Source organism: Actinoallomurus acanthiterrae, assembly GCF_054775715.1.
Map to the genome: position 1 here is coordinate 2,023,721 of NZ_BAAHCO010000001.1, position 24,295 is coordinate 2,048,015.

A 24,295-nucleotide genomic window follows, 5' to 3' on the forward strand; every position below is an offset into this window, starting at 1 on the left:
GTCAGCTCCCGCAGGTGAGCACGGGGATCGCCCAGTCACCGCGGTCGTAGCTGTTGGTGTCGCCGCCGATGGTCGTGACGATCCGCAGGTACGACGCGCCGGTCAGCCCGCCGGACAGGTGGACGGCGCCGTCCTGCCAGGTCCGCAGCCCACTGTCGGCGACCTTCGTGCCGTCGGCCCAGACCTCGAACGTCACGGTGCTCTGGCCTGCCACCGTCCGGGGGTCGCGCTCGTCGTCCACGCCCACGTCGGCGGTGAGGGAGGCGCACCGGCCGTTCAGGTAGTACACGATCTCGGCCGGCGCGTGGGTGCCCAGGCCCTTGGCGTACACCGTGCCGTTGATCGTGAGCGGCTTGCCGTCGCCGGGCTTGGCGCCTCCGTTGGACATGTTGTGCTCGACCGGCCCGTACCCGTTGTGGGCCGTGGCCCAGTCGTCCGCGCCCAGGTCGGTCGTCCCGCCGGGCACAGGCTTGGGCACGACCAGGTCCTCGGCCAGTGACAGGCGCGTCCCCGGCAGGCCGTACGACAGGCGCGCGGTGAGCGACCGGGTGCCCGGCGGCTCGGACGCCGGTGGGGTCACGCGCCAGCGGCTCTTCAGCGTCGCGCCGGTGCGCAGGATCGTGGCGCCGGTACGGCCGACCGGCTCGGCCTTCCAGCCGGCGGGCAGGCCGAGGGAGGGCCGGGCGTTCAGCATCGGCGCGCGGCCGAGGTTGGTCGTCGTGACGTCCGCGGTGAAGGCGCGCCCGGCCGGGGTGATGGTGCCGGGGATGCCGGAGACCGCGGCGGGCAGGTCGAGCCCGAAGGCGGCGGCGGGCGGCTGGAACGCCCAGGCCCGGGAGTCCCGCCGGACGCGGTACATCACGGTGCCGTGCGCCGGCACGACGCCGGAGACGGCGCCGGCGGTCTCGGCGTCCTTGTGGGTCCACAGGTCGCGCAGGACGTACGCGGGCCGGTTCGGCAGGCCGAGGGCGCTCGCCGTCGTGCCGAAGGTCGCCGTCGTGTCGGTCTCGTTGAACAGCGTGACGGCCACGTCGCCGTTCTTCAGCGGCTTGACGAGCACCCAGTGCCCGTCGTCGCTCGACAGGACCGTGCCCTGTGTCCCGAGCGGGTCCTGGTCGACGGCGATGACGTCCTTGTTGGTCAGGATGCTCAGCGTCTCCGGCGTGGCCTTGCGCAGGTCGGTGCCGATGAGGAGCGGCGCCGCCATGATCGACCAGAGGCTGAAGTGCGAGCGGTACTCCCGGGCGGTCATCCCGCCGTTGCCCACCTCCAGCATGTCCGGGTCGTTCCAGTGCCCCGGGCCGGCGTACGGCGCGAGCGGCACGTTCTGCTTGAAGATGCTCAGCAGGGAGGGCCAGCTGTCGCTGATGTCGCCGGTCGTGCGCCACAGGTGGCCGACGTCCTTGCCCCACTCCCAGGGCTTGTTCTGGCCCCACTCGCAGAGGCTGAACACGATCGGCCGGCCGGTCTTCTTCAGCGCGTCGCGCATCTTCGTGTACCGCTCGAGCGCCGGCCGGTCCTGGTTGTTGCAGTTGTCGTACTTGAGGTAGTCCACGCCCCAGTCGGCGAACGTCTGCGCGTCCACGTCTTCGTGGTCCAGGGCGCCCGGCATGGTCTTGGCGCAGGTCTGCGTGCCGGCGCTGGTGTAGATGCCGAGCTTCAGGCCCTTGGCGTGGACGTAGTCGGCGACCCACTTGATGCCGTGGGGGAAGGTCTGCGGGTTCGGCACGAGACGCCCGGTCTGCGGGTCGCGGTCGTGGGCGGCCCAGCAGTCGTCGATGTTGACGTACGTGTAGCCGGCGTCCTTGAGGCCTGAGCTGACGAAGTAGTCGGCGGTGTCCGTGATGAGCTTCTCGTCGACGTTACAGCCGAAGGAGTTCCAGTCGTTGAAGCCCATCGGTGGGGTCCGGGCGAGCCCGTCGTCCAGCGCGTGGGCGGGGGTGGCCACGGATTCGGTGATCGCCAGGGCGGTGGATCCGGTCAGGAGGGCCAGCCCGAGGAGGGCGGCCGACAGGCGGCCATGGGTACGGCGGGGCATGCGGGAGACTCCTTCGCCGTCGGCGGAAGGTCCGGAGGCTGGCCAAAACATAGGATCTCTTGCCCGATTGGTCAAGGATCCTTACTGGCCGCCATCGGCCCGAACTTGGGAGTTTCCCGCCTTGGCGGCGTGAAGTCGCCGCCTTTGTGGGCGCGAGAGATCCGATCTGTCGTCAGCGCACGGCGTAGCCGCCCAGTGCCGGTTCGAGGAGGTCGAACGCCCGCCGGGCGGCGTCGCCCAGCGCGGCGGCGATCGTCTCGTCGTCCTCGCCCGCCAGCGTGCGGCGGAGCACGTCCTGGAACAGCACCCGGTGGACGGCGGTCAGCTGCGCGGCCGCCGCCCGGGGCATGATGTCGTCCGGCGCGGCGCCGGTCTCGGCGGCGAGTGTCTCGGCGAGGGTGTCCTCGCGCTGCTCCTGGAGCTCGCGCAGCCGGGCGCGCAGCGCGGGGCTTCCCGTGATCATGCGGGCGAACTCCACGCCGGAGAAGCCGATCATCGCGTCGTGCCGGGCCAGGCCCGCGAAGTAGTCCTGGCGCAGTGCGGCGAGGGCGGACCGGCCGGCGGTCCGTTCGGCGACCGTGCGGGCCGGGGCGGCGACGATCTCCTCGTGCAGGTCGAGGACGAGGTCCTCCTTGCGCGGGAAGTGGTTCGTCACGGTCATCTTGGCCACGCCGGCGGCCGCCGCCACCTCCGCGATCGTCACCTCGTCGAAGCCTCGCTCGATGAACATCCGCGTCGCGACGTTCGAGATCTCCTGGCGGGTCCGCATCTTCTTCAGCTCCCGCAGACCCAGCGTGTCAGTGCCCATGAGCCCATCCTAAGCGCTTGAGTGTGCTCGACCTAATTTTAGGCTTGACCTATTGATCGGTCGTGCCTAACGTTAGGTCCGACATAGTGAATCGCCCTTTGGAGGGGATGCATGCTGATCCAGCGCGCGCCGGTGACCGGCACGAAGACAACGGCGGCGGAGACGCGGGCCGCCCGCCCGGAGCCGCTCGACCCGGCGTTGCTGCGCATGGGCGCCGTCCTGACCCTCGGGGCGATCCTCGCCGGGCTCGACGCGACGATCGTGAACGTCGGCATCGACGCGATCGCCCGTGACCTGCACGGCGGGCTCTCGACCGTCCAGTGGGTGTCCACGGGATACCTGCTGGCCATCTCGATGGTGATGCCGCTCTCGGGCTGGATGACCGACCGTTTCGGCGGCACGAGGATGTGGATGATCTCCGTGGGGCTCTTCGTCGCCGGCTCGGCGCTGTGCGGCCTCGCCTGGTCGACGTCCGCGCTGATCGCCTTCCGGATCCTCCAGGGCATCGGCGGAGGCATGATGCAGCCGATCGGACAGTCGATCATGGCCCAGGCGGCCGGTCCGTCCCGGATCGGCCGGGTGATGAGCATCCTGATCATCCCGGTGTCCTTCGCGCCGGTCATCGGGCCCGTGCTCGGCGGCCTCATCGTCGCCGACCTCGACTGGCGCTGGATGTTCTACGTCAACCTGCCGGTCGGCGCGATCGCGCTGCTGCTGGCGGCGCGCGTCCTGCCGAAGGGCGCTTCGCACGCCGCCACCCGCGCCCCGCTGGACGTGCTGGGCCTGGCCCTGCTCTCACCAGGACTGGCCGCCCTCGTCTACGGGTTCGCGGCGGCCGGCGGCGCCGGCGGCTTCGGCGCCGGCCGCGTCGCCGCCGCCCTCACCGGCGGAGCGGCGCTGCTGACGGCGTACGGGGCACACGCCCTGCGCCGCCGGGTCACCCCGCTCATCGACCTGCGGCTGTTCGCGCGGCGCGGCTTCGCCGCCGCCACGTCGAACTCCTTCCTGCTCGGCGCGTCCCTGTACAGCTCAATGCTCCTCCTACCGCTCTACGACCAGCAGGTCCGGCACGCGAGCGCGATCGAGGCCGGGTTCTTCCTGGCCCCGCAGGCCTTCGGCACCGCTCTGGCGTCGTTCTTCGCCGGGCGGCTGTCCGACCGGCTCGGCCCGCGCGGCGTCGTCCTCGCCGGGATCGGCCTCGCCCTCAGCGGCACCGTGATGTTCACCCGGCTCGGGAGCGACCCCGCCGGCCCGCTGCTCATCCTGTCGCTGCTCGTCCGCGGCGTCGGGATCGGAACGATCATGGCGCCGGGGATGGCGGCGGTGTACGGCAGCGTCGAACGGCACGAAGCGCCCCGCGCGGCCGGCGCCCTCAACGTCGTCAACCGCGTCGGCGGCTCGATCGGCACGGCCGTCTTCGCCCTCATCCTGCAGAGCCGGCTCACCCATCACCCGGCGAACCCCGCCGCGGCGTACGGCGACACCTTCGCCTGGGCCCTCGGCCTGACGGCGCTGTCGATCATCCCCGCCCTGTTCTTCTCCGCCAAGCCCCGTACCCCTGCCGACAGAGAGGAACGCACGTGAACATGCGCGTCACCCGATGAGCGCCTCACGCCATCACCCGACGCAAAGAAAGGAGCGCACGTGAACATGCGCGTCACCCGATGAGCGCCTCACGCCATCACCCGACGCAAAGAAAGGAGCGCACGTGAACATGCGCGTCACCCGATGAGCGCCTCACGCCATCACCCGACGCAAAGAAAGGAGCGCACGTGAACATGCGCGTCACCCGATGAGCGCCTCACGCCATCACCCGACGCAAAGAAAGGAGCGCACATGAACATGCGCGTCACTCGGTGAACCCGGCGGCCACCGGCCGCGCCCCCTGACCGCGGGCCCGCACCAGATGCGGGCCCGCCGACCTTCGAGGAGACAGGTGAACCTGCGCATCACCCCGGACGAGACGCCCCGACTGCTGACCGTGCACGCCCATCCCGACGACGAGTCCAGCAAGGGCGCCGCGACGCTCGCGCGCTACGCCGCCGAAGGCGTCGACGTCCTCGTCGCCACCTGCACCGGCGGGGAGCGTGGCGACGTGCTCAACCCGCGACTGGACCGGCCCGAGGTACGGCGGAACCTCGCCGAGCTGCGGCGCGCCGAGATGGCCGCCGCCCGGAAGGTGCTGGGCGTACGGCAGCGGTTCCTCGGCTTCGTCGACTCCGGCCTGCCGGCGGACGGCGAGCCCCTGCCCGACGGCTGCTTCGCCCGGCAGGCGATCGAGGACGCCGCACGCCCGCTCGTCCGCCTCATCCGGGAGTTCCGGCCGCACCTGGTCATCACTTATGACGAGACCGGCGGCTACCCGCACCCCGACCACATCAAGACGCACGAGGTGACCGTGGCGGCGTTCGACGCGGCCGGCGACCCGGGCCGGTACCCCGAGGAGGGCCCGCCCTGGCAGGCGCGCAAGCTGTACTACCAGGCGGCGTTCTCCCACGGGTGGTTCCAGACGCTGCACGACGCGATGACCGCACGGGGGATCGCCTCAGAAATGGGGGTGGTCCTGGACGAGTGGCCGGACACCGCGCCGAAACTGGAGATCACCACTCGTGTGACCTGCGACGAATACTTCGCCGTACGGGACCGGGCGCTGCTCGCGCACGCCACGCAGAGCGACCCGGACGGCCCGTTCTTCGCCCATCCCCGCGATCTCGAACGCGAGATCTGGCCGACCGAGGACTACCACCTCGCCCGCTCCCTGGTCGAGGTCCGGCTCCCGGAAGACGACCTGTTCGCCGACCTCCGCCCGGCCGCGCCCGCCGTCACGACGATGTGACCCGCGGGCGGTGTGGGCCTGATCAGAACGGCGATGAGCGTCTGACGTACCCCCTGACGAGTCACCGGCCACGGATCGCCCGTGGCCGACGTCGGGCCGGGACGTCGACGTCCGATCGTCGCTGGCGGGCCGGTCCGGAGACCGCCAGAGTTGACGGCGTGATCGATGAGGAGGAGGCGTACGCGCTGCTCCACAGCCGGGACCGCCGGTTCGACGGCCGGATCTTCGTGGCCGTGGTGACGACCGGGGTCTACTGCCGGCCGAGCTGCCCCGCGGTGATGCCGAAGCGGGAGAACGTCCGGTTCTATCCCTCGGCGGTCGCCGCGCAGCAGGCGGGCTTCCGGGCGTGCAGGCGCTGCCGACCGGACGCCGCCCCCGGATCCCCGGAGTGGAACGTCCGCGCCGACCTGGCCGGCCGGGCCATGCGGCTGATCGCCGACGGCCTGGTCGACCGGGAGGGGGTCTCGGGGCTCGCCGCCCGGCTCGGCTACAGCGAACGCCAACTGCATCGCCTGCTCGTCGCCGAGGTCGGCGCCGGGCCGCAGGCGCTCGCCCGGGCGCAGCGGGCGCAGACGGCGCGGATCCTTCTCGAACGCACGGACCTGCCGGTCAGCGACGTGGCGTTCGCCGCCGGGTTCGGCGGGATCCGGCAGTTCAACCACGTGGTGCGGCAGGCGTACGGGACGACCCCGACGGGTCTGCGGACGGCGCGGGCCGCCGGAGGAGGGACGGGCGCGATCGACCTCCGCCTGGCCTACCGTCCGCCCCTGGACCTCGCCGAGGTGTTCGGCCTGCTGGCCGAGCGGGCCGTACCCGGAGTGGAGGAGGCCGGTGACGGCTTCTTCCGTAGGTCGCTCGACCTTCCCCGGGGCACCGGCGTCGTCACCGTGCGCGACGGCGGCGACGGGCTCCACGTACGCTGCGAGCTGCGCCTGGAGGACCTGCGGGACCTGTCCGCCGCGGTCACGCGCTGCCGCCGGCTCCTGGACCTGGACACCGACCCGTGGGAGGTGGCGGACGTCCTCGGCGCCGATCCGCTGCTGGCCCCGCTGGTCGCCGCCGCACCCGGCCGGCGCGTGCCGGGCCACACCGGCGCCGCCGAACTCGCCGTCCGCACCGTCCTCGAACGGCACGCCGGAGTGCCGGCGGCCCGGGATCTCGCCGCCCGCCTGGTCCGGCGGGTCGGGCGTCCCCTGCCCACGCCGGTGGGTGCCGTGACCCATGTCTTCCCCGGCCCCGACGCGCTCGCCGAGGCGGACCCGGTCCTGCCGGACCGTCTCGGCGGCGTCGTGGCGCGGCTGGCGGAGCGGCTGGCCACCGGCGCGATCGTCCTCGACCCGGGCGCGGACCGGGCAGAGACCGAACGCCTGCTCCGGGAGGTTCCGGGCATCGATCCGTGGACGGCCGCCCACATCCGGGCGCGCGGCCTCGGCGACCCCGACGTTCTGCCTCCCGCCGATCCGGACGTCCGCCGGGCCCTCGACCTGCTCGGCGCGCCGGAGACCGGAGCGGACGAGGCCGCGAGGCGCTGGCGACCGTGGCGTTCCTACGCCGCCCGGCACCTGTGGTCGGCGGCCTCGGCGGCGCAGAAGCCCGTCGGAGGCCGGCGGCGATGAGCCGGGGGAAGCCTTCGGTGGGAGGAAGCCGTGGGCGGCCACGAGCTGGGCGAGCCTCTGCAGGGTGGGAGCCCGGAGGCGGCCGCGATGAGCCGGGTGCGCTTCAACGGGGCGAGGGCCGTGGGATGCCGGCACCCATGAGCCGAGAAAGCCGTCGTCGGCGAGCTCACCGCGTTCGACTGCCCATCGCCCTCACAGGGACCGGGGTCTGGCGGCGGCCGGCCGCGACCCCGTACGGCCGGACTGTCACGTACGGCGCGATCGCCGTCGACGTCGGGCGTGCCCGCGCGGCCCGGGCGGTCGGCACCGGACCGTAGGGAAGCCGGGAGTCTCCGGCACAGGTGATTTCGGACGCGCGATCGGGAGGATGTACGTGCGCGACTACGCGGCCGTTCTGGCCGGGCGGGACTTCCGCAGGCTCTGGCTCGGGGCGTCCCTGTCGACCGTCGGCGACGGGATGACCCTGGTCGCCCTGTCCTGGCTGGTGCTCGACCGGTACGGCACCGGGCTGCTCGGGCTGCTCGCGGTGTGCGCCACGGCCCCGGTCTTCGTGGGCGGCTTGGTGGCGGGCCCGTTGCTCGACCGCTTCGACAAGCGCATGGTGCTGGCCGCCGACAGCGTCATCCGGGGCGTCGTCGTGGCGTCGGTGCCGATCACGGCCGCTGCCGGGCGGATGCCTTCCTGGCTGCCGTTCGCCGTGGCCGCCGTGTACGGCCTGCTGAAGATGGTGCCCTTGGCCGGCGTGCCCGCCGCCATCCCCGACCTGGTGGACCCGGCCGGGCTCGACGCCGCGAACGCGCTCGAGTCGGTCGGCTACGCCGTCTCCGGCATCGTCGGATACGCACTCGCCGGAACCCTGGTCGCGACGATGGGCGCCCCGAACGTCCTGGCCCTGGACGCGGCGTCGTACCTGCTGTTCGCGGTCGCGGCCCGCGCGGTCCGGCGTCCGCTGCGGCCGCACCGGGACCCCGTCGACGCCGAGGCGGCGATCGGGAGATCGCGCATGACCTGGGTGGTACGGGACCGGGTGCTGGTGGCCACCACGCTCGCCTTCATGGCGTTCAACGTGGCCGAAGGCGCCCTGGTCCTGGTGACCGGGCCGTGGCTGGCCAAGGACCGGCTGCCGGGCGGGGCGGGAATGCTGGCGCTCCTGCTGGCGGCGCTGTCGGCCGGCGAACTCCTCGGCGGCGTCCTCGCCGGGGCCTGGCGGCCGGGGCGTGACCGGGTGAAGGCCATCGCGGTGGCCCAGATCGCCGCGGCCACCGGGTTCCTCGCCGTGCTCGCCGTACCCGACCGGGTCACGGTGGCGGCCGGCTTCCTGCTGGTCGGGCTGTGCGGCGTGCCGATGACCGTGTGGGCGCAGTCGCTGCGGATGGAGCGCGTGCCCGCGCGGCTGCGCGGCCGGGTGTTCGGCACGCTCCGGACGCTGATGCAGGCCACGCCGCCGCTCGGCGCGGCGCTGGTGACGCCGCTGCTGGGGCGGGGGGACATCACCGCGGCGGCGGTCGGGATGGCCCTCGTCGCCGGCCTGCCCGCGGCGGTGCTCCTGCTGCTGCCCGAGGAGGCCTGCGGCGACGGATCGCAGAGCCTTAATCTAACGCTCGCTGATGATTAGTTAACAAACACACGAGCAATGCATTGCATAAAATCACTAATGATAGCTAGAAGATCGCATGATTCGATGAGGATGTGATCGCTCGCATCCTGACCGTCCTGCTCGTCGCACTGACCGGACTCCTTCCGATGAGATCGGCCGTGGCCTCGCCCGACGACGGCGCGACCGACGGCACCTCCTACGCCAGTCCGCTCACCGCGCTGAGCGGCCAACACCAGTCGCTCGTCTGGCACGACACCTCGAGCGCCGCCGACGCCCTGCAGACCACCATGGGGACCCAGACGACGTTCGCCACGGTGATGGCGAGCGTCAACCATCCGCTCACCTCCGCGAACTGCTCCGCCGCCGAGTCGGCCGCTCGCCCGGTCGCCCCGGCGGCGACCACCGCCCTGTGCTGGGACACCGGCGACGACACCACCGACGGCTGGCACCCCCAGGGCATCACCACCTCGGGCGACGCCGACGACGATGGCGCCTGGGGCGCGTACAAGGTGATCCTCTCGGGCTGGCAGAGCCTGATCTCCGGCCGCTACAACGACGCCCGCATCGCGTTCGTCGACTACACGAACGCGGCCGCGCCCGCCTATCGATGGGTCTACCTCGTGGTGCCGAACGCGGCGGGCACCGACTTCACGGCCGCCAAGGCGCACGTCGGCGGTATGGTCTGGTACGGCGACAAGCTGTTCGTGACCGGGGTCGGCAACACCTCGACCGCCATCCGCGTCTTCAGCATGGCGAACATCCTGCGGGCCACCGACTCATCGTCCGCGATCGGCAAGACCAGCAGCGGCTACGCCGCCTACGGCTACCAGTACGTGATGCCGCAGATCGGCTACTACACCTACTCCGGCGGCACCTGCACGATGTTCGCCGACGGCACCTACCCGTCGTACACCGTCGCCGACAACGACGGCGACGGCACGGCCGGGAACAGCGCGGCCGACTGGGTCGGCAACGGCACCCGTGCCTTCACGAACGACACGACCACGGCCTGCCTCTCCTCGATCTCCCTCGACCGCAGCACGAGCCCCGACACGCTGGTCGCCGGGGAGTACTTCGGCCACGACACCCCGAACCTGCACGGACGCCTGCTGCGATACCCCCTCGGCAGCGGCTACCTGCTCAGCGCCACATCGGGGACCGTCCCGGTCACCGATTCCTACCGGAGCTACGTCGGCGACGTCCAGGGAGTCCTGTCCTACGGCGGGGTCTGGTACGTCTCGCACAGCTGGCTGGATGCCCGCGGCGGGATCTGGCGGCAGACGACGTCGGGCGGCGGCGCGGCCTCGTGCAGTCTGTCCGGCAGCACGGCCCACCAGTGCTGGGCCTGGCATCCCGAGGGACTGACGTACAACTACGCGACCGGCCTGGTCTGGGGACAGACCGAATGGTCCAGCACCGAGTGCGCCGCGCAGTCCCAGACCTGCGGCCGGATGGTGTTCGCCACTCCGCGTACCGACCTGCCCTGACGTGCGGGACCCGCCCGTGCTCCCAGGGCGCGGGCGGGGCCATGACCCTGCGAGGGTCAGCCGTGCTCGGTCAGCAGCTCCAGCACCGCCCGCTCGGCGGGGCCGCGGGTGGCGAGGTCGCCGAAGGCACGGTTCTCGCCCAGCCGGCCGAGCGCGGGCGCGATCGTGATGCCGCGCTCGTACAGTTCGATCACCCGCGGGTCGATGTAGGACGCGCGGGCGACGGCGGGCGTGTTGCCGAGATAGTCGGCGACCTCGCGCACCACACGGGCGACGGCCCGCTTGCGGGTTCCGTCGGCGGCCGCGGCCGGTTCCGAGACCGCCAGGCCGACCGCGGCCAGTACGGTGGTGTCCCAGGCCGGCGGGATGACGAGGGCCCTGAGGCGCGTGAGGGTCTCGGCGCCGCGGATCGGCTTCCCATCTGGATCGACGTACCGGAACCCTCGCCCGCAGCGGATTCGCCGGATGCCCGGGCACCCCAAGTCGCTGCGCGAGAGCTGCACGTCGGTCATCGTCACGGTCCCGCCCTACCCCCGGCTGGGTAAGGCATTCGGGTAGACCGGCATATCTCGCCTTTCCCGGGAAAGGGGCATTCGCACAACACCGACCGGGGGAGGCGAGCGACATGCAGAACGGTCTGCTCTCCGGGGCATTGGCGGGCGCGGCGGGGACCACCGCGCTCAACGCGGTGACGTACGCCGACATGGCCCTGCGGGGCAGGTCCGGCAGCCAGGTCCCGGAACAGCTGGTCGATACGGTCACCGGCCGGGCGGGAGTGCCGCTGGGGGAGGACGAGAAGGCCGACAACCGCCGCCAGGCCCTGGGCGCCCTCCTGGGGTTCGGCGTGGGCATCGGGGTCGGCGCGGCGTACGGCCTGCTCCGCTCTCGGGTCCGGGTGCCGGAACCGCCCGCCGTCCTCGGGCTCGGCGTCGCTGCGGCCATGGCGAGCGACGCCCCGGCCACCGTCCTGGGGATCACCGACCCGCGTACGTGGGGCACCGCCGGGTGGATCTCGGGCGCGGTGCCGCACCTGGCGTACGGGGTCGTCACGGCGGTCGCCTACGAACGGCTCCGCGGTTGATCGACGCGGTGCGTGAGAAGAAACCCGGGTGTCCGAGGGGTACGACCTGGTCAGGAGCAAGAAGCACGGCTGCGTACGGTCGGTGCTCGGCCGGGCGGGGCGACCGACCCGGGCCTGGGCGTACGTCCTGCCTCGGGGGAGCCGCGATGACCGAAGAGGACCTGATTCCGAAGTCCGGCGGACTGTTCTTCGTCGGGAACGCCACCACCGTGATCCGGTACGGCGGGTTCACCCTGCTGACCGACCCGAACTTCGTGCGCCGCGGGCAGCGGGTCCATCTGGGCTACGGCCTCACGACGCGGCGGTTGCTGGATCCGGCGATCTCGATCGACCGGCTGCCGTCGCTGGACGCCGTCGTCCTGTCCCACCTGCACGGCGATCACTGGGACCGGGTGGCGCGACGGAACCTCGACAAGGACCTGCCGGTCGTCACCACCCGCCATGCCGCTCGGTGGCTGAGACCACAGGGCTTCGGCGAGGCCCGTGGGCTGCGCACCTGGGAACAGCACGAGCTCGTCAAGGGCGACCGGGTCGTACGGATCACCGCGGCCCCCGGACGGCACGCGCCGGGGATCCTCCGGCGGCTGCTGCCCCCGGTGATGGGCAGCGTCGTGGAGTTCGGCTCCCGTGGCGGTCAGGTCGACCTTCGCGTGTACATCAGCGGCGACACCCTCATGTACGACGAACTGGCCGAGATCCCGCGCCGGTACCCGGACATCGACCTCGGGATCGTCCACCTCGGTGGCACCAAGGTGCTCGGCGCCCTCCTGGTCACCATGGACGGCCGACAGGGTGCCGACTGGGTCGAGCTGGTGGGCTGCCGCCGGGTGGTCCCGATCCACCACAACGACTACACGGCGTTCACGTCGCCGCTGGCGGAGTTCGACGCCGAGGCGCGCCGGCGCGGCCTGGACGACAAGGTGCGGGTCGTACAGCGCGGAACGGTCATCGCCCTGTGAGGCCCTTGGGATCAGCCGCTGCCGATCGCGATCAGGCCCACGACGCCCAGGGCGTACAGGGCCAGGACCGTACGGCTGTCCACGCCCATTCCCAGCCGTTGCCGCCGGGGCCGGAAGATGAGCCCCGCCATGTAGACGAGGGTGAGCAGGGCGCCGAGCGCGGTGAGGTAGATGTCGGACCGGTGCGCGGCGGGCAGCACCGGCCGGCCGGAGATCAGCGACGCGGCCAGGAACAGCACGGGCAGGAACGCGTTGCCGCCGAAGATGTCGCTGATCGCCAGCTGGTAGTCGCCCATCCGGGTGGAGGTCAGGCCGGTGCTGAGCTCCGGGAGCGAGGTGGCCGCCGCCAGGACGGTGGCGCCGAACACCACCCCGCTCATACCGAGCCGGCCGAAGAACTCGTCGCCACTGCGCTCGATGACGACGCCGGCGACCAACGTGGCGAGCGCGGCGACGCCGAACACCAGCGCCGCGCGCCCCGTACTGATCCCCGACGACGTCGCCTGCGCCTCCTTCTTGGTCTTGGAATGCCCTTTGGGGTCGGGCTGGGTGTCGGGGGCGTCACCGTCCTCATTCCAGGGCAGTCCCTCGCCCGCCCGCTTGAGCAGCAGGAGCCCGGCCAGCCAGACGACGGTGATCAGGACGGACGCGGGCGCGAACCGGGCGAGGTCCAGGTCGCCGGGGAGCGGCGGCCTCCGCACCGCCGGGCGAAATTCGTGGGGGCCGACGGGAACAAACGGGACCGAGGGAGCGGTTACACCTCTCGTGGCCGGTGTGCCTGGTGTCCCCGGGCCTCATCTATCGCCTTCGCGGAATACCGTTCGGCTGGAGCCGCGTTGTGCCTTCGCCGCGAGGCGACCCGCACACCGGTACACACATCGAGGGCCCTGCCGGGCGACGCCCCGGCAGGGCCCTCGTCCTGTCACCGCCCGCGCCGACGGCCTCACGGCCGAGGTTGACGGATCGGCCCGTCCGGATCGGCCCGTCCGGGTCGGTCACGCTGCGGGCCGTACCGGCCGTGGCCGGTCAGATCGCCTGGCAGGCGCCGGTGTCCTCGACAAAGCGCAGGCGCGGCCTGTCGGCGCAGAGCGGCCGTACGAGATGCGCGATGTCGTCCGGCCGATCGAGCCCGCCCTCGAGCCGGCGCAGCCTCCGCAGCGCGATGCCCTCGCGCAACGCCCAGGGACAGACGTCCAGACGGCTCAGGCCGAGCGCGCTCATGATCTCGTCGGCGACGATGGCGCCGGCGAGGATGTGGCGGGCGCGGGACCGCGAGACGCCCCGGAGCCGCGCGCATTCTTCGCTCGTCAGACCGGCCAGGCGGGGGATCCGGCGGCGAAGCGCCGTCCGCTCCAGCACCTGGCGGCCGTCCGCCTTCGCCCCGCCGGAGAGCCTGGCGAGTTGAGTGAAGATCTTCGAGGTGGCGACCGCGTGATGGCCGGACGACCCGTCGGTCAGCCGGTCGACGCCGTAGGCGGCCAGCCGGTCCGCGACGTGCGCGCGGAGCCGCTCGACGTGCTTGCCGCGCGGAGGATCGCAGGGCAGGTGGTCCCGCGTGAGCCGGCGCCCAGCGGCATCGACAGCGCGGCGTCTGCCTCGGCGCCGTCCCCGGTGGCGATCTCCATGGAGCCGCCGCCGATGTCCGCCAGCACGATCGGCCCGACCGACCAGCCGTACCACGCGCGCACGCCCACGAACGTCAGCCGCGCCTCGTCCTCACCGGACAGGAACCCCAGCTCGACGCCGGTCTCGGCGGCGACGCGCCCGAGGATCTCCTCCCGGTTGGCGGCGTCGCGGATCGCGGACGTCACGAAAGGGATCAACTCGACGGCGCCGATGCGCGCGGCCTCGTGTGCCGTCGCGGCCACCGATGCCACCACCCGGTCGACCGCCGCGTGGCCGATCCGGCCACCGGCCGTGGTCGCCCCGGCCAGGCGGGTCGGCTCCTTGGCGGACACCACCGTCCGGATCGGACCGCCCGCGACCAGATCCACGACCTTCAGATGGGCGGCATTGGACCCGACGTCCAAGATGGCGGTGCGCATGTCCGCCTGACTACCCGGGTCAACGGCAAGTAATGCATGATGCCCGGTTAGCGCGGTGCCGAAACGACGCTTTCGGCAGCGCTCCCGCCGGTCCGGGTAGGGTCTGTCCCATGGCGGCGGATCAGGAGACCGTACGGGTCGATGTGTGGATCTGGTCGGTACGGCTGGTGAAGACCCGCTCGCTGGCCACGGCCGCCTGCCGGGCCGGTCACGTCCGGGTCAACGACGAGCGCGTCAAGCCGGCCGCCGCCGTACGGCCCGGTGACCGCGTGCGGGTTCGCCTCGCCGGACGGGAGCGGATCGTCGAGGTGCGGCGCGTCGTACGCAAGCGGGTCGGCGCGCCCGTCGCCGTCGAGTGCTACACCGACCACAGCCCGCCGCCGCCCCCGCGCGCGGCCCTGGTCCCGATCGCCCGGCGCGAGCGCGGCGCCGGGCGGCCCACCAAGCGCGACCGCCGAGAGATCGAGCGACTCCTCGGCCGCCGCCAGGGCTGACCACGCCCGCCGACCGGCGCCGTCGCCCGCGTGAGTGCCCGCGGTCGGCCCGTCGGACCCGCGTCAGCGGACCTTGAGGGCGAGTCGACCCGCGTTGGTGCACGTCTCGGCCGGTGCCGGCGCACCCCGTCGGGCCCGCGTCAGCGGACCTTGGGGGCGATCGACCCGCGTTGGTGCACGTCTCGGCCGGTGCCGGCGCACCCCGTCGGGCCCGCGTCAGCGGACCTTGGGGGCGATCGACCCGCGTTGGTGGACGCCGTCGGCCGGTGCCGGCGCACTTCGTCGGCCCGTCGGCCCGTCGGCTTGCGTGAGTGGGCGGGGTCGGTCCGTCGGGCCTGGGCCAGCGGACCCCGGAGTCGCCCTGCACCAGAGCACGCCGTTTGGCCGTCGGCCCGTGTCAGCGGACGCCGATGGCGGTGACCCCCTGCGTCGTGGGGACGAGGACGAGCGACCCGGCGAGGGTCGGGGAGGCGAAGCGGGTCACCGTGCCGACGCGCCGGGAGGCGATGGAGCTCCCGTCGGACTGGGACAGGGCGTGCAGCACGCCCGCTTCGGTGTCGAGGGTCCACACCGCGCCGCCGCCGACGACCGGCGATCCCTTGATGGCGGCTCGCGCGGTCCAGACCCGGCGCAGGTCGCCACCGGAGGAGACATCGACGCGCTGCAGGCCGTTCTCACAGGGCAGGAACGCGGAGAAGCCGGACCGGGCCATCCCGCCGAAGGCGACGCAGCCGGGCAGGGAGGCGCGCTGGCCGCCGATCCCCCCGAGGTCGCGCGCGTCGAGCAGGTAGATGTCGCCCGTCTTGCCGGCGATGAGCACCCGCCCGCCCGGGAGCAGAAGGGGGCCCGTCGAGCCGAGATCCTGGTCCTCGCTGTTCTCCGAGCCCCAGTTCTTCGGCGCGAAGTACGACAGGCGGCGGGACAGGTCGGGGGACAGCCGCAGCACCGAGTCGCTGCCGTCGTAGGCCCCGCCGACGCTCGCGCCGTTCCCCACGGCGACATAGACGTCGCCGGACGCGCCGATGGCCGGGCCGGACGGCGCCCAGATGCCGCCCATCCGGCTGGTCGGAACGGCGTACGAGGCGACCGGGCCGTGGCCGTCGGTCCGGGACGCGGCGACGTAGCCGAGGTAGTTCCCGCAGTCGCCGGCGAGGCCGCCGAACGGCACGTACACCCGGCCGCCGGCGACCGCGAGGGCGCCGCGCTGCTGTTCCGCCGTACGGTCGCGGCCGGCCGCGACGTCGAGGCCGCGCGTGAACCGCACGCCGCCGTCGGCGGCGTTCAGCGCCACCAGGGTGTGCTGCGCGCCGGTGGTCTCGGTCGCGACGAACACGGTGCGCGTCGTGGCGTCGTACGCCGGCGTCCCCGTGATCCCGAGCGGGTCGATGTTCCCGCAGGGCAGCGTCGACTGCCGCACGGGCGTGCCCAGGTGCCGCTTCCAGACCTGCCGCCCCGTCGCCAGGTCGAGCGCGTAGACGGTGTCGTTCTCCGTGCCGACGTACGCGGTGCCGCCGACGACGACCGGCTGCCCGTACACCGCGCCGTCGAGCCGCGCGGTCCAGGCGTCCGCGAGCGTACGTGGTGCGGGGAAGCCGGCGGCGTACCCGGAGCGGTCGTTCGACCCGTGGTACGTCGGCCAGGACACGGCCGTACGCGCCGGCGCCGAGGCGCTCCCGGCGATGCGGCTCGGCGACGGTGAACGGGCGTCCGCTCTCGACTCGTCGCCGGAGCCGCATGCCGCGGCGGCGGTGAGGACGATGAGCGCTACACCGTACGCGATCCTGCTCATGGCCCATTCTCACCACAGCCGGTCGTCCGCAGAGGGCGTTCGGCCATCGTGTCGCGGATAACGCGCATCCCGAGCGCGATCGCGGCGCCCGCCGCGGCGCCGGCGGCCACGTCGCCGGGATAGTGCGCGCCGGTGTAGAGCCGCGAGTACGCGACCACCGCCGCCAGGCACGCGACCGGAACACCCACGCGCCATGGCGCCTCGCACATCAGCGTGGTGCCGAACGCCGCCGCGGCCGCGCTGTGCCCCGAAGGGAAACCGGGACTGTCGGGAACCCGCCCCGGCCGCCGGTGCGACGAGGCCGGCGGGCGGCGCCGGTCGAAGACCCACATGCGCGCCACGTTGGCGGCCACTCCGGCCACCGTCATCGCCGCGACCGCCCGTCCCGCGGCCCGCCGCGACCGCCGGTCGCCACCGGCCGCCAGCAGCGCCGCGATCAGCCACCAGATCAGCAGTTGATCCGCGGCCCGCGAGGCCCGCGGCATGACCTCGTCCAGGACTCCGCCGCCGGCGGATGTCACCATCCGCAGCAGGCGCTCGTCGGCCCGGCGCCACCACCGCACTCCGGTCCTCCCATCGCTCGGCCTCCACCAGGTAATGAGGTGGGGCTTACCCGGAGTACGCGCCGACTACCGGGACGGGGTCACCGGAGGTAGTCCGGGTAGCCGTACCCGACGACCTCGGAGACGGGGCGGACGCGAATCTTGACGGCCTCGTCGGTGTTGCCCTCGACGGTCTCGATCGTCCCGTCGTGATCGTCCTTGACCACGAGACCGACGTGTTCGATGCCGTCGACGGTCTTGTCGCCCGAGAAGGAGAAGAAGACGACGGCGCCGGGTCTCGGGGCGGCGCCCCACCGGCCCCGTTGCTGGAACCACTGGGCGTGGGTGTGCGTGAACGCGTCGACTCCGATGCCCGGCGCGCCGGCCCGCGCGCCGACCCAGGAGACGAACATGTCGCACCAACTGGCGTCGGCGTAGTCGCTGATCTTCCCGCCGTACCGCTGGGCGCCCGTCTGGGCGGCCGGGGTGGACATGAACCACTGGTTGAACTTCGTGCCCCCGGCGGCGTCCGCCGTCGTGCCGACCTGCGAGAGCGCGACCTTCAGCACGTCGGTGGCGGACGCCGTCTGGAGGTGACCCTTCAGCACGATCATGTGCCTGAGCACGGTGTCCAGGTCCGGGACCGGGTTGTGGTCGGCCGCCGCGGAGGCGGGGATACGGGAGTACGGGGCCGCACTCACGGACAGCTCGGTGGCCACGGCGGCGCCGACGATGGTGATACCGGCGATCGCGGCCTTGAGCGCCGCGCGCTTCAGCCCGGACGGAGGGGGATGTCGAGCGGACACAGGGGTGCTCCTTCGGCTTCCATGCCGCTTACCGGGTTAGCTGACGGGTTCGGGCGTGGAAGCTGCCCTACGGCACGATGTGCCGATTCACCCCGATGACTTGGTGGGTCCCCGGCTCCGCGAGGTGCGGACTCAGCGGGCGCTCGCTCGTGCGAGCGGCTCGTACAACAGCGTAAGTCACGCGTCAGGGCGCCACCGCTTCGGCGAGCGCGCGGAAGATGAGTGCGGTCGAGGTGGCGCCGGGGTCCTGGTGGCCTTGGCTGCGGGGCCCGAGGTAGGAGGCGCGGCCCTTGCGGGCGATCATGGGGATGGTGGCGCGCATGCCCGCTTCCGCGGCGTCCGCGGCGGCGGAGGCGGACGCGCCGAGGGCGGCTCCGCCGCGCACGGCCTTCTCGAACGCTTCCACCGCCGGACCGAAGGCATCGATCATGGTCTTGTCCCCGGGGCGGGCGGCACCCAGTTTCTGCACCGCTTCCAGGCCCGCCCGCAGCGCTTCGAGCAATTGTTCGGCGGTCACGCTCGGTTCGGTGAGTTGCCTGCCGATGGCGCGGAACGCCATCCCGTACAGGGGGCCCGCCGCACCGCCGACGCTCGACGCCAACGCGGTACCGGTTTTAGTGAGAATTTCCCCTATCGTGCCGAATTCTTTGCCATTGAGCGTGCTTTGCACGACGGAGAAGCCGCGCTGCATGTTGACGCCATGATCGGCGTCGCCGATGGCCGCGTCCAGCCGGGTGAGATAGTCGGCATCGCGGTATATCGCCGCGGTGATCCCCTGCACCCACGCCAAGGTCGTCTCGATGTCCATTTCGCTGTCCAAGGCGGTGAGTCTGGTGACATCGTTACCGACCAGGCTAAGGGTCACGGCAACCGGATGGCCGGGCGGCACCGAAGAAGGTGACCGCGGAAGCGGCAGCCCAGGGACGCTCGTCGACCCTGTGATCAGAAGCCGGTTCATGGATGCTGAACCGAGTTCGCAGACCCCGAAGTCCGACCGCCGTCCCGACATCTCGGCCGACGACGGTCCCGTAAGAGCGCAGGGGAGTTGCGGCCCGGCGTCTGTCTCGCATGCTGAGCGCGGATGGAATCCGCGGGCCGTTCGCTATTGCTGAACCGAATTCAGAGTTCTAGATTGATGTTCATAACAACTTGCCGATCGTCCCTCACCCCCGATGTCCGGTGGGGCGGTCGAGCCGCTGCGGAAGATCGGCAGCGGATGATCTCCTGCTCCCGGCAACGACGACAGGCGGCAGGCCGGCGGCCATTTCATCGATGGCGATCAGGGATATGCCCTTTCCGGCCAGAGGAGATCGGGTGATCTGCTGACGTGGAGAGGAAATGGGAACAGCCGCAACGTGCCGGCCGGTGGGGAACCTGCCGACGGAGATGACGAGTTTCATCGGCCGCGAGCGCGAACTCGCGGAGGTGAAGCGGCTCCTGGGCGCCGGCCGTCTGGTGACGCTGACCGGCGTCGGCGGCGTGGGCAAGACCCGCTTGGCGTTGAGCGCCGCGACCGACGCCCGGCGGGCGTTCCCCGACGGGGTGTGGCTGGTCGACCTGGTCGCGTCGGAGACGCCGAAGTCACCCGTACGGATGGTCGCGGAGACACTCGGCCTCCGGAACGTCGAGGACCCGGCCGGGTTGGCGCGGCGTCTCGCCGGAAAACGGATGCTGCTCGTGCTGGACAACTGCGAGCACCTGATCGACGAGTGTGCGGTCCTGGTGGGGGACCTCCTGTGCCAGACGACCGACGTGCGGATCCTGGCGACCAGCCGGCAACTTCTCCGCGCCAACGGGGAGCACGTCCTGGAAGTGCCGTCGCTTCCCGTGCCGGAGAGCGATGCGGCGTCGGCGGACACGGTGCTGCGGTACGCGGCGGTGCGCCTGTTCGGTGAGCGGGCGTCGGCCGTCGTGCCGGAGTTCGCCGTCTGCGACGAGAATGCCGCGGCGGTGACGAGGCTTTGTCATCGGCTGGACGGCCTCCCGCTCGCGATCGAGTTCGCGGCGCTGCGGCTGCGGATCCTGTCGGTGGAGCAGATCGTCGATCGGCTGGACCAGTTCTTCCGGCTCCTCCGCTGCGACTCTCCGGTCGTGAGTCCGCGCCAGAAGTCGTTGCGCGGGCTGATCGACTGGAGCTACGACCTGTGCTCGGCCGAGGAACGGACGCTGTGGGCCCGGCTATCGGTCTTCTCCGGCGCGTGCGATCTGGAGACGGCGGAACAGGTATGTGACGACGGCATCCTCGCCGACGCCGTCCTGGAGGCGGCGGCCGGCCTGGTGGAGAAGTCGATCCTCGGCAGGGAGCCCGACGGCTCCCGGACGCGGTACCGGCTGCTGACGGCACTGCGCCGGTACGGGCAGGACCGGCTGGTCGAGTCGGGTGAGGAGCAGGCCGTACGGCGGCGGCACCGCGAGTGGTACCGGGACCTCGCCGAGCAGGCCGGAGCCGAGTGGTTCGGCCCTCATCAGGTCGAATGGCTCGATCGGATGGCCGGCGAAGAGGCCGAGTGGGTCGCCGCGCTGGAGTCCTGTCTGGACGAGCCGGGCGAGGAGCGGACCGCCCTGGAGATGGCCGCCGCGTTGGGGAGCCATCCGCTGTCGTTCTCCTCGCTGGGCGACGGCCACCGCCTGCTGCAGCGGGCCCTCGCCGCAGACCCTTCTCCCAGTACCGCACGGGCCAGGACGTTGTGGGCCGACGCCTGGCTGTGCCTGCGGCGCGGCGACCTCCCGGCGGCGGCGCCGCTGCTGGAAGAGTGCCGCGACCTCGCCGAGCGGCTCGACGACCAGGCGCAGCTGGCCGGGGTGGTCCACCTGACCGGTCTGGCGGCGGTGCTGAAGGAGGACTTCCCACGCGCCTGCGCGCTCCTGCGCCGGGCGCTGGCCTACTATCGCGCCGCGGGAGACCACGGGCGGGCGTGGACCGCGCTGCTGCACCTGGCCACGGCCGCCGTCTTCATGGGCGACGCCCGAGCCACCGACCTGTGCCGGGAATCCGAGGAGATGTGCGAGTCGGCCGGTGCCCGATGGTCCCGCCGGGAAGCACAGTGGATCACCGGTGTGGACCTGTGGCGACGCGGTGACGCCCGGGCCGCGACCGGCGTGATCCGCCAGGCCCTGCGTCCGCCGCGTGTCCCCTCGGAGAGCCTGGGCCTCGCGTACTGCGTCGAAGCGCTGAGCTGGATCGCTGCCGATCAGGATCAGCACGAATACGCGGCCGAACTGCTGGGCGCCGCAGACTCCCTCTGGCGGTCGGCCGGGGCGTGGCTGCCCGCACTCGGACCGGTGGCGCGTGCGCACACCGACTGCGAGACCGGCCTCAAGCGAACACTCGGCCAGGACGCCTTCGCCGTGGCCCACGCGCGCGGCGCACGGCTCACGCTCGAGCAGGCGATCGCCCGAGCCCGGGACGAAGAGCCCACCGCGTCCAAAACGGCGGGCCGGGCTGAAACGGGCGTCGCCGCCGCCCTCACCCGCCGGGAACGCGAGATCGCGGAGCTCGTCGCGCGGGGCTTCAGCAACAAGGACATCGCCAGCGCCCTCGTCATCGCCCCGCGCACCGCCGAAGGCCATGTCGGGCGCATCATGAACAAGATGGGTTTCACCTCCCGAACCCAGGTCGCCGCCGTGTGGGCCGCGCAATACGGCATCGGCTGACCGCACCGGCCGTCCACCGGAAAGCCGGAAGGCGATTCATCATTGACGAACGCCGTTCAGGCAGGCCCGTACGGCAAAGGCGTTCTCCGGTCAGCCGGCACGCCGGGTACGGCCGCGGGTGGCTCCGAGCTCCCGCGAGAGATTGCGCCCGGTCTCCCGCACCGCCACCGCGATCTCCTCCTGCCGGGACTCGGACAACAGCCGCTCGACCGGACCCACCACGCCGATGGCGCCCGCGACATCGCCGGAGCGGGCGAACACCGGTGCCGCGACGCCGGCGTCGCCCAGGGCGGACTCCTGATCCTCGATCGTGTACCCGACGCTCCGCGCGCCCGCCAACTGCTCCGCGAGCACCTCGGGGTCGCTCACACTCGCGCCGGTCAGCACGCCCAGCTCACCGCCGAGCAGCTCCGTCTCCGTGGCCTCGGGCCCGAACGCCACGATCGCCTTGCCCAGCGCGCAGGTGTTCCAGGGGATCGTGGCGCCGACCTCCAGGATCTGGACCGCTCCCTCGGGCCGGAAGACGTGATGGACCACCAGCACATGATCGCCGGTCAGCACCCCGACCCAGATCGCCTCGTTCACCCGCGTCGCCAGCGCGTCGGCCCAGACCATGGACCGGGTGCGCAGCTCGTGACCGTCGAGATAGGCGTTGCCCAGCCGCACCAGCCCGGGACCCAGGGCGTACTTGCTGGACTCGGGGTCCTGCACGACCAGCCCTTCGGTCTCCAGCGTGCGGAGCAGCGCATGGGCGGTCGGCTTGGCGACCCCGATCCGCTCCGCGAGCTCCGTCACGCCCAGCCTGGGGCCGGTGGCCGCGAGCTCGCGCAGGATCTGAGCGGCGCGTTGCACTGACTGGATCATTGCCCGTCCGTGCTTTCGTCATCGGCGAACCAGGTTCCGCGAACCAGATTATCGTTCCGCCGCCCGCGATGGCGGGCTCTCCTCGCGTCGCATGCGGAAAAGCAGGTCGGCGGGTTGATCGGCGCGGGGTGTAGGGTCCGTGTACTACGCGTTGTAGTTGTTGGTGAGGTCATGCGTCCGCCTGGGTGGTTCCGCCTGCTGCGCGCCGGGGTTTTCGCCGCGGTGTGCGTCGTGCTGTCCCTGGCCGGGCACGACCTGATGGCCTCGCGTCCGGCACCGGCCTGGGCTGGCTGGGCGGCACTGGCGGGACTGACCGCGGTCGGTTACTGCCTGGCCGACCGGCGGCGGCCGGCCTGGTGGATCCTGCTCGCGGTCGAGGTCGCGCAGGCCTGCCTGCACCTGTGGTTCACCTGGTGCACCTCACCGGATCCCGGTACGGCTCCGGGAAGACCGGCCATGACGATGCACGGCGGCGTTCATCACGTGGTGAATACCGGGACGGCGAGCCAGGGCGGCGGCGCGTACGGCCTGGGCATGACGGGCGCGCACGCGCTCGCCGGAGTGCTGGTGGCGCTCTGGCTGTACGCCGGCGAACGAGCGCTGTGGCGCGCACTGGGCGTGGCCGCGGAGGCGTTGCTCGATCCCGCGCTGCGGGTGTTCGCCCTGCTGGTGCTCGCCGACGCCGTGGTGGACCGGCGTCCGCGCGGTACGGCGGACCGGCGGGGTGCGGACGAGGCGCGGCCGATCGTGGCCGCCCTGCGCCACGTCCTCGTACGGCGTGGCCCTCCTCGGGACAGCGGTCTTCTCACCTTTATGTGATCACGGTCCTCAACGGTGCCCGCGACGCTCGTACGCGTCGTGGCGCCGTCTTCACCCGGTCTCGCCCGTACGAGGTGACCGGGATGTTCGCGATGTCCGCGGGATGAGGGAACAGGCCGTGGTCGCGTTCCCCTGTTCGCATGTCCTCCCGAGGAGCATCATGTCCTTCCCGCACGCCACCGGACGCCTGCTGACCGGCGCCGGCATCGTCACGGCCACCGTCGTCGCGCTCGCCCTGCCCGCCGCCGCGCACGTCACCGTCAACCCGAAGATCGCCGAGCCGGGCGGCTACGCCACCTTCGGCGTCAAGGTCCCCAACGAGGAGGCCGACGCCGACACGACCAAGGTGCAGTTGTTCCTGCCCACCGACCACCCGATCGCCTCGGTGTCGGTCCAGCCGGTGCCCGGCTGGACGGTCGAGTCGGTCAAGGGCCGCCTGCCCAAACCGATCAAGGTCGAAGGCGGTGAGCTGACCGAGGCCGTCACCCAGATCACCTGGTCCGGTGGGAGGATCGAGCCGGGGCAGTTCCAGCAGTTCGGCATCTCCCTGGGCCCGCTGCCCACCGACACCGCGAAGCTGTATTTCAAGGCGCTGCAGACGTACACGGACCACAGCGGCAAGACCCACGTGGTGCGCTGGATCGAAATGCCGAGCGGGAACACCGAACCGGAACACCCGGCCCCGTCGATCACGCTGGCCAAGACCACCGCGCCGCAGCCGACGAAGATCGTGAAGAACGGCGGTGACGGCACGGGTACCGCGCTCGGGGCCGCCGGTCTGGTGGCCGGGTTGCTCGCCTTGGGCACCGCCGTCTTCGCGCTGCGCCGGTCCCGCGCGTAAGGCGGGTTCGCGTTTCCGC

General features: G+C 72.2%; 21 protein-coding genes, 1 pseudogene and 1 riboswitch. Of the genes and pseudogenes, 12 read left to right on the plus strand and 10 right to left on the minus strand.

Translation table 11 applies throughout. The annotated features are described in order from the left end of the window. Position 1: 1 nt before the first annotated feature. Both ACYVF7_RS10015 and ACYVF7_RS10020 read right to left on the minus strand, forming a co-directional pair. Positions 2-2,038, minus strand: a complete 2,037-nt coding sequence (locus tag ACYVF7_RS10015) for an NPCBM/NEW2 domain-containing protein (RefSeq protein ID WP_460338144.1) — start codon at positions 2,036-2,038, stop codon at positions 2-4. A 172-nt stretch (positions 2,039-2,210) separates the two neighbouring features. Beyond that, the gene (locus tag ACYVF7_RS10020) at positions 2,211-2,846 is read right to left on the minus strand and encodes a TetR/AcrR family transcriptional regulator (protein WP_460338146.1); all 636 of its coding nucleotides are present in this window, start codon (positions 2,844-2,846) and stop codon (positions 2,211-2,213) included. A gap of 111 nt (positions 2,847-2,957) precedes the next feature. On the opposite strand from ACYVF7_RS10020, the gene ACYVF7_RS10025 reads away from it, so the two are divergent. From ACYVF7_RS10025 to ACYVF7_RS10050, 6 genes are all read left to right on the plus strand, one after another. Beyond that, entirely contained in the window at positions 2,958-4,430 is a 1,473-nt protein-coding gene (locus tag ACYVF7_RS10025) for an MDR family MFS transporter (protein ID WP_460338147.1), read from the plus strand. A 322-nt stretch (positions 4,431-4,752) separates the two neighbouring features. Beyond that, positions 4,753-5,682, plus strand: a complete 930-nt coding sequence (gene mca, locus ACYVF7_RS10030) for a mycothiol conjugate amidase Mca (protein ID WP_460338149.1) — start codon at positions 4,753-4,755, stop codon at positions 5,680-5,682. Between the two features lie 158 nt (positions 5,683-5,840). After that, positions 5,841-7,298, plus strand: a complete 1,458-nt coding sequence (locus tag ACYVF7_RS10035; RefSeq protein ID WP_460338151.1) for an AlkA N-terminal domain-containing protein — start codon at positions 5,841-5,843, stop codon at positions 7,296-7,298. A 137-nt stretch (positions 7,299-7,435) separates the two neighbouring features. Then, on the plus strand, positions 7,436-7,615 hold the full coding sequence (locus ACYVF7_RS10040; RefSeq protein ID WP_460338153.1) for an MGMT family protein: 180 nt from the start codon (positions 7,436-7,438) through the stop codon (positions 7,613-7,615). Positions 7,616-7,671: 56 nt separating this feature from the next. Then, the gene (locus ACYVF7_RS10045; protein WP_460338155.1) at positions 7,672-8,913 is read left to right on the plus strand and encodes an MFS transporter; all 1,242 of its coding nucleotides are present in this window, start codon (positions 7,672-7,674) and stop codon (positions 8,911-8,913) included. 74 nt (positions 8,914-8,987) lie between these two features. Further along, positions 8,988-10,382 (plus strand): hypothetical protein, encoded by a 1,395-nt coding sequence (locus ACYVF7_RS10050; RefSeq protein ID WP_460338158.1) that lies wholly within the window; start codon positions 8,988-8,990, stop codon positions 10,380-10,382. A gap of 56 nt (positions 10,383-10,438) precedes the next feature. Here the strand turns inward: ACYVF7_RS10050 and ACYVF7_RS10055 are convergent, their stop codons facing one another. After that, positions 10,439-10,894, minus strand: a complete 456-nt coding sequence (locus tag ACYVF7_RS10055) for a hypothetical protein (RefSeq protein WP_460338160.1) — start codon at positions 10,892-10,894, stop codon at positions 10,439-10,441. Positions 10,895-11,007: 113 nt separating this feature from the next. On the opposite strand from ACYVF7_RS10055, the gene ACYVF7_RS10060 reads away from it, so the two are divergent. Both ACYVF7_RS10060 and ACYVF7_RS10065 read left to right on the plus strand, forming a co-directional pair. Next, positions 11,008-11,463 (plus strand): hypothetical protein, encoded by a 456-nt coding sequence (locus ACYVF7_RS10060; protein ID WP_460338162.1) that lies wholly within the window; start codon positions 11,008-11,010, stop codon positions 11,461-11,463. A 146-nt stretch (positions 11,464-11,609) separates the two neighbouring features. Next, the gene (locus ACYVF7_RS10065) at positions 11,610-12,422 is read left to right on the plus strand and encodes an MBL fold metallo-hydrolase (RefSeq protein WP_460338164.1); all 813 of its coding nucleotides are present in this window, start codon (positions 11,610-11,612) and stop codon (positions 12,420-12,422) included. An 11-nt stretch (positions 12,423-12,433) separates the two neighbouring features. On the opposite strand, the gene ACYVF7_RS10070 is transcribed toward ACYVF7_RS10065, so the two are convergent. Then, the gene (locus ACYVF7_RS10070; protein WP_460338166.1) at positions 12,434-13,123 is read right to left on the minus strand and encodes a sodium:calcium antiporter; all 690 of its coding nucleotides are present in this window, start codon (positions 13,121-13,123) and stop codon (positions 12,434-12,436) included. Positions 13,124-13,448: 325 nt separating this feature from the next. After that, a pseudogene (locus ACYVF7_RS10075) lies at positions 13,449-14,467 on the minus strand (Ppx/GppA phosphatase family protein). A gap of 110 nt (positions 14,468-14,577) precedes the next feature. Between ACYVF7_RS10075 and ACYVF7_RS10080 the strand changes: the two are divergent. After that, a complete protein-coding gene (locus tag ACYVF7_RS10080; RefSeq protein ID WP_460338168.1) occupies positions 14,578-14,961 on the plus strand; it encodes an RNA-binding S4 domain-containing protein in 384 nt (127 codons plus the stop codon). Between the two features lie 397 nt (positions 14,962-15,358). On the opposite strand, the gene ACYVF7_RS10085 is transcribed toward ACYVF7_RS10080, so the two are convergent. The 4 genes from ACYVF7_RS10085 to dhaL all read right to left on the minus strand — a co-directional run bounded on the left by ACYVF7_RS10085 (position 15,359) and on the right by dhaL (position 18,918). Beyond that, complete coding sequence (locus ACYVF7_RS10085; protein ID WP_460338170.1) at positions 15,359-16,750, minus strand: outer membrane protein assembly factor BamB family protein; 1,392 nt, start codon at positions 16,748-16,750, stop codon at positions 15,359-15,361. Then, positions 16,747-17,313: a phosphatase PAP2 family protein gene (locus ACYVF7_RS10090; protein WP_460338172.1), complete on the minus strand. Its 567-nt coding sequence runs from the start codon at positions 17,311-17,313 to the stop codon at positions 16,747-16,749. Before ACYVF7_RS10090 ends, ACYVF7_RS10085 begins: the two co-directional genes overlap by 4 nt. Before the next feature lie 80 nt (positions 17,314-17,393). After that, positions 17,394-18,098 carry a CHAP domain-containing protein gene (locus ACYVF7_RS10095; protein WP_460338174.1) on the minus strand — a complete coding sequence of 235 codons (705 nt, stop codon included), beginning with the start codon at positions 18,096-18,098 and terminating at the stop codon, positions 17,394-17,396. A gap of 11 nt (positions 18,099-18,109) precedes the next feature. Next, positions 18,110-18,246: riboswitch (cyclic di-AMP (ydaO/yuaA leader) on the minus strand. A 36-nt stretch (positions 18,247-18,282) separates the two neighbouring features. Further along, on the minus strand, positions 18,283-18,918 hold the full coding sequence (gene dhaL / locus ACYVF7_RS10100; protein WP_460338176.1) for a dihydroxyacetone kinase subunit DhaL: 636 nt from the start codon (positions 18,916-18,918) through the stop codon (positions 18,283-18,285). A gap of 566 nt (positions 18,919-19,484) precedes the next feature. On the opposite strand from dhaL, the gene ACYVF7_RS10105 reads away from it, so the two are divergent. Beyond that, a complete protein-coding gene (locus ACYVF7_RS10105) occupies positions 19,485-21,752 on the plus strand; it encodes an ATP-binding protein (protein ID WP_460338177.1) in 2,268 nt (755 codons plus the stop codon). A 90-nt stretch (positions 21,753-21,842) separates the two neighbouring features. On the opposite strand, the gene ACYVF7_RS10110 is transcribed toward ACYVF7_RS10105, so the two are convergent. Continuing rightward, on the minus strand, positions 21,843-22,604 hold the full coding sequence (locus ACYVF7_RS10110) for an IclR family transcriptional regulator (protein WP_460338178.1): 762 nt from the start codon (positions 22,602-22,604) through the stop codon (positions 21,843-21,845). A 183-nt stretch (positions 22,605-22,787) separates the two neighbouring features. Here ACYVF7_RS10110 and ACYVF7_RS10115 point away from each other — a divergent pair, with 183 nt between their 5' ends. Together ACYVF7_RS10115 and ACYVF7_RS10120 are read left to right on the plus strand one after the other, a co-directional pair. Continuing rightward, on the plus strand, positions 22,788-23,435 hold the full coding sequence (locus ACYVF7_RS10115; protein ID WP_460338180.1) for a hypothetical protein: 648 nt from the start codon (positions 22,788-22,790) through the stop codon (positions 23,433-23,435). Between the two features lie 160 nt (positions 23,436-23,595). Next, positions 23,596-24,276: a YcnI family copper-binding membrane protein gene (locus ACYVF7_RS10120; protein WP_460338182.1), complete on the plus strand. Its 681-nt coding sequence runs from the start codon at positions 23,596-23,598 to the stop codon at positions 24,274-24,276. Positions 24,277-24,295 lie beyond the last annotated feature (19 nt).

Bases quoted from the DNA above. Each gene is read 5' to 3' on its own strand.
- ACYVF7_RS10015 (WP_460338144.1), bottom strand. From the start codon at position 2,038: ATGCCCCGCCGTACCCATGGCCGCCTGTCGGCCGCCCTCCTCGGGCTG.
- ACYVF7_RS10020 (WP_460338146.1), bottom strand. From the start codon at position 2,846: ATGGGCACTGACACGCTGGGTCTGCGGGAGCTGAAGAAGATGCGGACC.
- ACYVF7_RS10025 (WP_460338147.1), top strand. From the start codon at position 2,958: ATGCTGATCCAGCGCGCGCCGGTGACCGGCACGAAGACAACGGCGGCG.
- mca (WP_460338149.1), top strand. From the start codon at position 4,753: ATGCGGGCCCGCCGACCTTCGAGGAGACAGGTGAACCTGCGCATCACC.
- ACYVF7_RS10040 (WP_460338153.1), top strand. From the start codon at position 7,436: ATGAGCCGAGAAAGCCGTCGTCGGCGAGCTCACCGCGTTCGACTGCCC.
- ACYVF7_RS10055 (WP_460338160.1), bottom strand. From the start codon at position 10,894: ATGACCGACGTGCAGCTCTCGCGCAGCGACTTGGGGTGCCCGGGCATC.
- ACYVF7_RS10060 (WP_460338162.1), top strand. From the start codon at position 11,008: ATGCAGAACGGTCTGCTCTCCGGGGCATTGGCGGGCGCGGCGGGGACC.
- ACYVF7_RS10065 (WP_460338164.1), top strand. From the start codon at position 11,610: ATGACCGAAGAGGACCTGATTCCGAAGTCCGGCGGACTGTTCTTCGTC.
- ACYVF7_RS10080 (WP_460338168.1), top strand. From the start codon at position 14,578: ATGGCGGCGGATCAGGAGACCGTACGGGTCGATGTGTGGATCTGGTCG.
- ACYVF7_RS10085 (WP_460338170.1), bottom strand. From the start codon at position 16,750: ATGAGCAGGATCGCGTACGGTGTAGCGCTCATCGTCCTCACCGCCGCC.
- ACYVF7_RS10105 (WP_460338177.1), top strand. From the start codon at position 19,485: ATGACGAGTTTCATCGGCCGCGAGCGCGAACTCGCGGAGGTGAAGCGG.
- ACYVF7_RS10115 (WP_460338180.1), top strand. From the start codon at position 22,788: ATGCGTCCGCCTGGGTGGTTCCGCCTGCTGCGCGCCGGGGTTTTCGCC.
- ACYVF7_RS10120 (WP_460338182.1), top strand. From the start codon at position 23,596: ATGTCCTTCCCGCACGCCACCGGACGCCTGCTGACCGGCGCCGGCATC.